Genomic DNA, 6,933 nt, shown 5'->3' with positions numbered 1-6,933 from the left:
TCGGCGGGATCGTCAAGAACCCGTGGAAGCCGGTGGTCGAGACCGCCGAGGGCAAGAAGGCCGTGCTGTGGACTTCGGGATGGACGCCGCGCTATGCGGGCGAGACCGTCTACCTGGCCCGGTCCACTGGCAGGTACCTGGACGGGCCGCTGGTCAAGATGCGCCCCCAGGACCTCGACGCCGGCGCGATGGAGACCGTCTTCCCATGGCGGGAGTCCGACGGCGACGGCACCACCGTCGAATCGCGGGAGAAGATCAGCGAGATCATGATGGGTGTCCGCAACCCGGTGATGCTCATCCGCATCCGGCCCGCGGACATGGCCAAGGTGGTCAAGCGCAAGGGTCAGGAGAGCTTCAACTTCGGCGACCTGTTCGCCTACACCAAGGTCTGTTCGCATCTGGGTTGCCCGTCTTCGCTGTTCGAGGCGCAGAGCTACCGGATTCTGTGTCCGTGCCACCAATCGCAGTTCGACGCGCTGACCTTCGCCAAGCCGGTATTCGGCCCGGCCGCGCGCGCGTTGGCGCAGCTGCCCATCACCATCGACACCGACGGGTATCTGGTCGCGGCCGGCGACTTCGTCGAACCCGTCGGACCGGCATTCTGGGAGCGCACCTCATGAGCCCGAAGATCGGTGATCTGCTGGCCCGCCAGGCCGAGGACATCGACACCCGCTACCACCCGTCTGCTGCACTACGCAGACAGCTCAACAAGGTCTTCCCGTCGCACTGGTCGTTTCTGCTCGGCGAGATCGCGTTGTACAGCTTCATCGTTCTGCTGCTCACCGGTGTCTACCTGACATTGTTCTTCGACCCGTCGATGACCGACGTCGTCTACGACGGCGTATACCAGCCGCTGCGCGGGGTGCAGATGTCGCGGGCCTACGAGACGGCGCTGAACATCTCCTTCGAGGTGCGCGGCGGGCTGTTCGTGCGCCAGGTTCACCACTGGGCGGCACTGATGTTTGCCGCGGCGATCATGGTGCACCTAGCCCGCATCTTCTTCACCGGCGCGTTCCGCCGCCCCCGCGAGGCGAACTGGGTCATCGGATCGCTGCTGCTGATCCTGGCGATGTTCGAGGGCTACTTCGGCTACTCGCTGCCCGACGATCTGCTCTCCGGCATCGGCCTGCGAGCCGCACTGTCGTCGATCACGCTGGGAATGCCGGTGATCGGTACCTGGCTGCACTGGGCACTGTTCGGCGGCGACTTCCCCGGTACCGTCTTGATCCCGCGGCTGTATGCGCTGCACATCCTGCTGATCCCGGGCATCATCTTGGCGCTCGTCGGCGTGCACCTGGCGTTGGTGTGGTTTCAGAAGCACACCCAGTTCCCGGGCCCCGGGCGCACCGAGCACAACGTGGTCGGGGTGCGGGTGATGCCGGTGTTCGCGGTCAAGTCGGGTGCGTGGTTCGCGATGATCACCGGGATACTCGGCCTGATGGGCGGGCTGCTGCAGATTAACCCGATCTGGAACTTGGGGCCCTACAAGCCGTCCCAAGTGTCGGCCGGCAGCCAGCCCGACTTCTACATGATGTGGACCGAGGGACTGGCCCGGCTCTGGCCGGCGTGGGAGTTCTACTTCTGGCACCACACGATTCCCGGCCCGGTGGGGGTCGCGCTGATCATGAGTCTGGTGTTCGTGCTGCTGATCGTCTATCCGTTCCTGGAGAAGCGCTTCAGCGGGGACACCGCGCACCACAATCTTTTGCAACGGCCCCGCGATGCCCCGGTGCGCACCGGGATCGGCGCGATGGCGATCGCGTTCTACATGGTGCTCACCCTGGCCGCGATGAACGACATCATCGCGTGGAAGTTTCATATCTCACTGAACGCGACGACGTGGATCGGCCGCATCGCGATGGTGGTGCTTCCGCCGATCGTCTTCTTCGCCACCTACCGATGGTGCGTCGGGTTGCAGCGCAGCGACCGCGCGGTGCTCGAACACGGCGTCGAAACCGGCATCATCAAGCGGCTTCCGCACGGCGCCTACGTCGAGTTGCACCAGCCGCTCAGCCCGGTCGACGGGCATGGTCACCCGATTCCGCTGGAATACCAGGGCGCGGCGGTGCCGAAGAGAATGAACAAGCTGGGTTCAAGCGGCACACCGGGCAGCGGCAGCTTCCTGACCGCCGATCCGGTACCGGAGGATGCCGCGCTGCGTGAGGCCGCCCACGCCGCCGAGCGGCGTGCGCTGACCGCTCTGCGCGAACATCAGGACACTTCCGCCGGGTCAGACGGCTCCCCGGACGACGACCACGGCTGAACGCTGGCGGGTTGCTCGCGCGCCGGCAGCATCTTGTTCATCGAGGCGACGGCTCGACGCTGCAGCAAAACCAGCTTGGCAGCGCCCAGCAGGTAGCGGTGCGGCGCCTCGTAGTGCGCCACGTACAGGCGGCTGCGACGCAGCCACAGCGGCAGATACCGGTTGCAATTGATCAGGTTCTGGGTGCTGGTGAGCAGGGCGCCGGGCAGGTCCTGCTTGAGTTCGGGATGTGGCACCGGCGTGCAGACCCGATTGCGTCGCTCGTCACCGACGTTCAACAGCTCCAAACGGGCGATCAGCGCGGCGCTGAACGTCTGCTGGCACATCAGGACAGACTGCAGCGTGATCCGGCCCGGCGAGAACAGTGGCCGGGCAGCCACTTTGGCCAGCCCGTCGGCCGAGCAGTCGATGAAAAGGCTATCCTGTTCCGCAGCGATCGTCCCGCCGTCCAGGCGAATCTCGCCGGGGCCGAGGCGCTGCACCCGGCCCTTCCGGACCACATCGTCGACCCGGCGCAGACCGGTCAGCTCCCGTTCGTCGACCGTGGCGCAGCGCCACTTCGCCGGCAAGCTTTCGGTGTCGATCCGCCAGAGGATCCCCCGGCGTTCCAGCTGCAGGAAGACATCGTCGATGTTCGTGGCATCGGCGATGCTGCGCACCATGGACGCCATCATCCCCAGCGCACAACCGGGCTGGATGGTGGCGCGGTTGAACAGCCACGCGTCGTGGGACACGATCCACTGAATCCGATCCGGGGCAACACCGCGGTCCAGCAGGAACAGGATCGCGTCGATGCCGGTCTTCCCGGCGCCGACGACCACGTAGCGAGCCCACGGCCGGCCGATCCGGACCAGGCCATTGGGCGGTATCACCGTAACGCCGGGATCGACGGTGTACCGGGGCGGGCACACCGACGGCACGCTCACCGTCATGTACGTGCCGTCCACGATTCTGCGGCGCACAGTGACCCTGGTGACCTGATCGCGGTCGACCGTGGAGACGATCCGGCCGTCGGGCGCATACTCGCTCATCGAGAGAAACCGCACCCGGCCGGTCGCCAGAAAGCGGTCCATCGCGTTGCGGTAGTAGCCGAGGATCTCACCGTAGGAGGCCAGGTCTTCGCCGCCGTGTCCCAGCCGCGTCGAATTGAGGCCGTAGAACGCGGCCGGCTGGTGCAGTCGCACGAACGGGTAGGCGTCGTTCCAGTGGCCCCCCGGGTTGGCATGCCGGTCCACGATCACGATGCGCGCACTCGCATCCTCGACGAGGATCACGTCAGCGAACGCCATACCCATGGCACCGGCGCCCAGGATCAGATAGTCGGTGTCCACATGCTCCGATCGCCTTGTCCCCGGTGCGGGACTAGCGCAAAGCGTTGATTCGTCCAATCCCGCCACAGGTACCTCGCTCACCGTCGCGGCCGGGACGCCACGCGCAACTGACGCAGCTGCCGCAGATACCGCCACGGGATCACCGGTGTCGCCGCGATGACCAACCCGGCGACGGCGTAGCTCGCCCAGGCGGCACCGTCGTCACTGATGGCCATCAGGTAGGTCGCCGTCGCGACGGCTATCAGCGCCGCGCCGATGGCGCTCACCAATTCGGCGGTCCCCCGCAACCAGACACGCTCCGCCGCAGTGTCGTTCAACCGGATCGGTCGCGCGGTGCCACCCCCGCCGAAGGTGTCGTCGGACCGGGGGTTTGGCGGGGGTTGCGAAGCACCGCCGCGAGGCACCGGCGGTGGGAAGCCAGCCGGTGGCATCGCGGGCCGTGCCGGCCCAGCCGGCCTCAGTGGGGAGGTGCGACGGGCACGCAGCAGGACCGGAACGGCCGCCAGAATGATCAGGGCGGAGACGCCAATGACGATGTACAGCAGCCCGTTGTGCGGGTTCTGCGCCGGCTTGTGGAAACCCCGCCCGAGGTCGGCCAGCGCCACGGCAGCGGCCACGCTCATCCCGAGCAACACCAGCCAGATCAGCGCACACAACCCGACCAGGAGCCGATCGACATTCTCCGACGAACGTCCGGCCCTCGCCCACCAGAGATACGACCCTCGGCCAATCATCCACAACTCGCCTGCGGCCCGTCGTTGGCATTGGAGAACAGCACCGTTCCGTCGTTGGTGGTTATCGAACAGTTGAGCCGGCTCAACCGCAGCAGGCTCGACGCCTCCACCGAGCCCACCTCGGATCGCGATATCGGCGTCAGGGTAAGCGACCACGGGATATATGCGTTGCGCAGGGTTTGGCGCTGCCCTGAAGGCCCGATGTAGGTGATCGTGATCTGGTCGAAGGGCGCTTTGGTGCCGGTCACCGAGTAGGTGATCTGCCGCGGCCCCGCCGGAGTAGTCGTAGTCGTAGTCGTAGTCGTCGGGGTCGTCGGGGCCGTCGTGGTCGTCTCGGGCGGCGGCGTCGTGGTTTCCGGTGGAGCTTCAACCGGTGGGGGGGGCGTCGTCTCGGGCTCCGGGGGCGGCGGTGACGGCTCCTCGCTCGGCGGCGGAGGCGGGGGCGGCGGCATGGTGGTGGTGATGATCTCGTCCTGCACCGGCGGCAGCGACGGAGTGCTGGTGACGGGAGTGGCGGGCGTGGCGAGGTTGTCGGTCTCGGTGCGGACGAAGAGCAGCGCCACCGACACCACCAGGGCAACCGCCGCGATGATGACGGTGACACCCACCACCCAGGGCCAGCGCGGCGGTCGGACCTGCGTGCCCTGGCTGCTTTCGGCGTCGGATTCGCCTGGCACCTCGTAGCTGTCGTAGTCGTACAGGTGTGGGTCGACCGGCACGTACGGGCCGCTGGCGAATTGCTCGAGTTCAGGCGCGGAGTAGGCACGCGCGTGCGTGTACGGCCCGGTCGCGACCGTCTCACCACCCCGAGCCTCTTCCGAGGCCGACTGACCGTTACCGGGTTGGGTTTCCCCAGATCCCAGCTCAGGAGGGTTCGGCCCGCTCATTCCCGTCTATCCTTTTCTGGCTGTATTGCTCCTGGTGCATCGGCAACCCTACCCAACCGAGCGGCAGCTCCGGCAGAGCGGACACCGTGGCAACTGAGAGCAGCTGATGCTTCGAGTATGACGCAGGCTCAGCCGGATCAGTGTTTCTCGGGACCGATGTAGTACTCGAAGACCAGTCCGGCCCCGGCCGCCAGGATGAACACCACACCGGCGGCTATCAGCCATGGCAGCCACAGCGCGATCCCGACGGCGGTCACCGACCCGGCCAGCGCGACCATGATCGGCCACCAGCTGTGTGGGCTGAAGAAGCCCAGCTCCCCCGCTCCGTCGCTGATCTCGGCGCCCTCGTAGTCTTCGGGACGGGTATCCAGCCGGCGGGCCACGAAGCGGAAGAAGGTGGCCACGATCAGCGCCATCACCCCGGTCAAGATCAGCGCGGTGGTGCCGGCCCATTCCACTCCGCCGGTGGCGAACAAGGTAGTCAGGACGGCGTAGATCGCCCCGACCACGATGAAGAAGCTGGCCACGAACTCGAACAAGCGGGACTCGATGCGCATGCGGTGTCCTTATTTGCTGCTCACTTGCAGGGATCTCTCGCCGCGGCGGGTATCGAACGGGTGGGTGGTGACGGCCACCGGCGGCAGGTCGATCGTCTCCAGCGCCTGCGCGTTGGTCTTCCCGGCGATTCGTTGGTCGAGGTAGGCCTTGAAGTCGTTGGGCGACACCACCCGAAGCTCGAAGTTCATCATCGAGTGATAGGTGCCGCACAATTCAGCGCAGCGGCCGACGAACGCACCGGTCCTGGTGATCTCGGCCACTTGGAAGGTATTCACCTGATTGTTGGCCCGGGGATCGGGCATCACGTCTCGCTTGAACAGGAACTCCGGAACCCAGAAGCTGTGCACGACGTCGGCCGAGTTCAACACGAACTCGACTCGCTTGCCGACCGGCAGCACCAGCACCGGAACCTCGCTGGTGGTGCCCAAGGTTTCGACCTTGTCGAAGTTGAGGTAGGTCCGGTCCTCAACATTGAGGCCGGCCACCGGGCCGACGAGCTCCTCGCCGTGCTTGTCGACGCCTTCGGGCTTGGACCGCATCGCCTGCTTGCGCGCCGGGTCGGCGCCGTCGTAACTCAGGGTGCCGTCGTGGAAATCGACCTTCTGGTAGCCGAACTTCCAGTTCCACTGGAAGGCCGTGACGTCGATGACGACCTCGGGATCCGCGTCCTGGTGCAGCATCTTCTCCTGCACCACCACGGTGAAGTAGAACAGCACCGCGACGATCAGAAACGGGGTGACGGTGAGCACCACCTCCAACGGCATGTTGTAGCCGAACTGGCGCGGCAGTTCGGCCTCGCCCGCCTTTCTGCGGTGGAAGGCCGTGGTCCAGAAGATCAGGCCCCAGACAATCGAGCCGACCACCAGCGAGGCGATCACCACGCCGATCCACAGGCGATAGTTGGCGTGGGCTTCCGGGGTAATCCCCTTCGGCCAGCCGAGGCCTAACACATCAGTCCAGCCGCATCCGCTGAGCGTGAGCGCCAGCACACCCAGCGTACCGGTCAGCGCCCATCGCCCAAACCGTGTCACGTTGGCGCCTCCTGTGTCACAAGTCGGTCCGGCTGCATACCCCCGGCTAAGGGGCAAGTCGGCGGGCACGGTAGAGCAGTCGAATACTACGCAGCGTAGACCACCGGGCAGCGCCGGGTTCGGCCCACC

General features: G+C 66.2%; 7 protein-coding genes. 2 read left to right on the top strand and 5 right to left on the bottom strand.

Annotation, left to right across the window (positions count from 1 at the left end):
- Both AC2VOP_RS11935 and qcrB read left to right on the top strand, forming a co-directional pair.
- Positions 1-620, top strand: a 620-nt coding sequence (locus AC2VOP_RS11935; RefSeq protein WP_486961160.1) for a QcrA and Rieske domain-containing protein, incomplete at its 5' end; no start/stop codon positions are given.
- Complete coding sequence (qcrB, locus tag AC2VOP_RS11930) at positions 617-2,263, top strand: cytochrome bc1 complex cytochrome b subunit (RefSeq protein ID WP_486961159.1); 1,647 nt, start codon at positions 617-619, stop codon at positions 2,261-2,263. The genes AC2VOP_RS11935 and qcrB, both read left to right, overlap by 4 nt.
- Here qcrB and AC2VOP_RS11925 read toward each other — a convergent pair.
- From AC2VOP_RS11925 to ctaC, 5 genes are all read right to left on the bottom strand, one after another.
- Positions 2,212-3,594, bottom strand: coding sequence for an NAD(P)/FAD-dependent oxidoreductase (locus AC2VOP_RS11925; RefSeq protein ID WP_486961158.1), 1,383 nt, complete (start codon positions 3,592-3,594; stop codon positions 2,212-2,214). The genes qcrB and AC2VOP_RS11925 overlap by 52 nt on opposite strands.
- 77 nt (positions 3,595-3,671) lie before the next feature.
- A complete protein-coding gene (locus tag AC2VOP_RS11920) occupies positions 3,672-4,328 on the bottom strand; it encodes a DUF2561 family protein (protein ID WP_486961157.1) in 657 nt (218 codons plus the stop codon).
- Positions 4,325-5,215: an MmpS family transport accessory protein gene (locus AC2VOP_RS11915; RefSeq protein ID WP_486961156.1), complete on the bottom strand. Its 891-nt coding sequence runs from the start codon at positions 5,213-5,215 to the stop codon at positions 4,325-4,327. The genes AC2VOP_RS11920 and AC2VOP_RS11915 overlap by 4 nt, the downstream gene beginning before the upstream one ends.
- Before the next feature lie 137 nt (positions 5,216-5,352).
- Positions 5,353-5,772: a cytochrome c oxidase subunit 4 gene (locus AC2VOP_RS11910; protein WP_486961155.1), complete on the bottom strand. Its 420-nt coding sequence runs from the start codon at positions 5,770-5,772 to the stop codon at positions 5,353-5,355.
- 9 nt (positions 5,773-5,781) lie between these two features.
- Positions 5,782-6,804, bottom strand: coding sequence for an aa3-type cytochrome oxidase subunit II (ctaC, locus tag AC2VOP_RS11905; protein ID WP_486961154.1), 1,023 nt, complete (start codon positions 6,802-6,804; stop codon positions 5,782-5,784).
- Positions 6,805-6,933: the final 129 nt, after the last annotated feature.

Source organism: Mycobacterium sp. TH-M106 (genome assembly GCF_057473765.1).
Note: the sequence above shows the minus strand (reverse complement) of the source record. Positions and strands in the feature narration are given on the sequence as shown.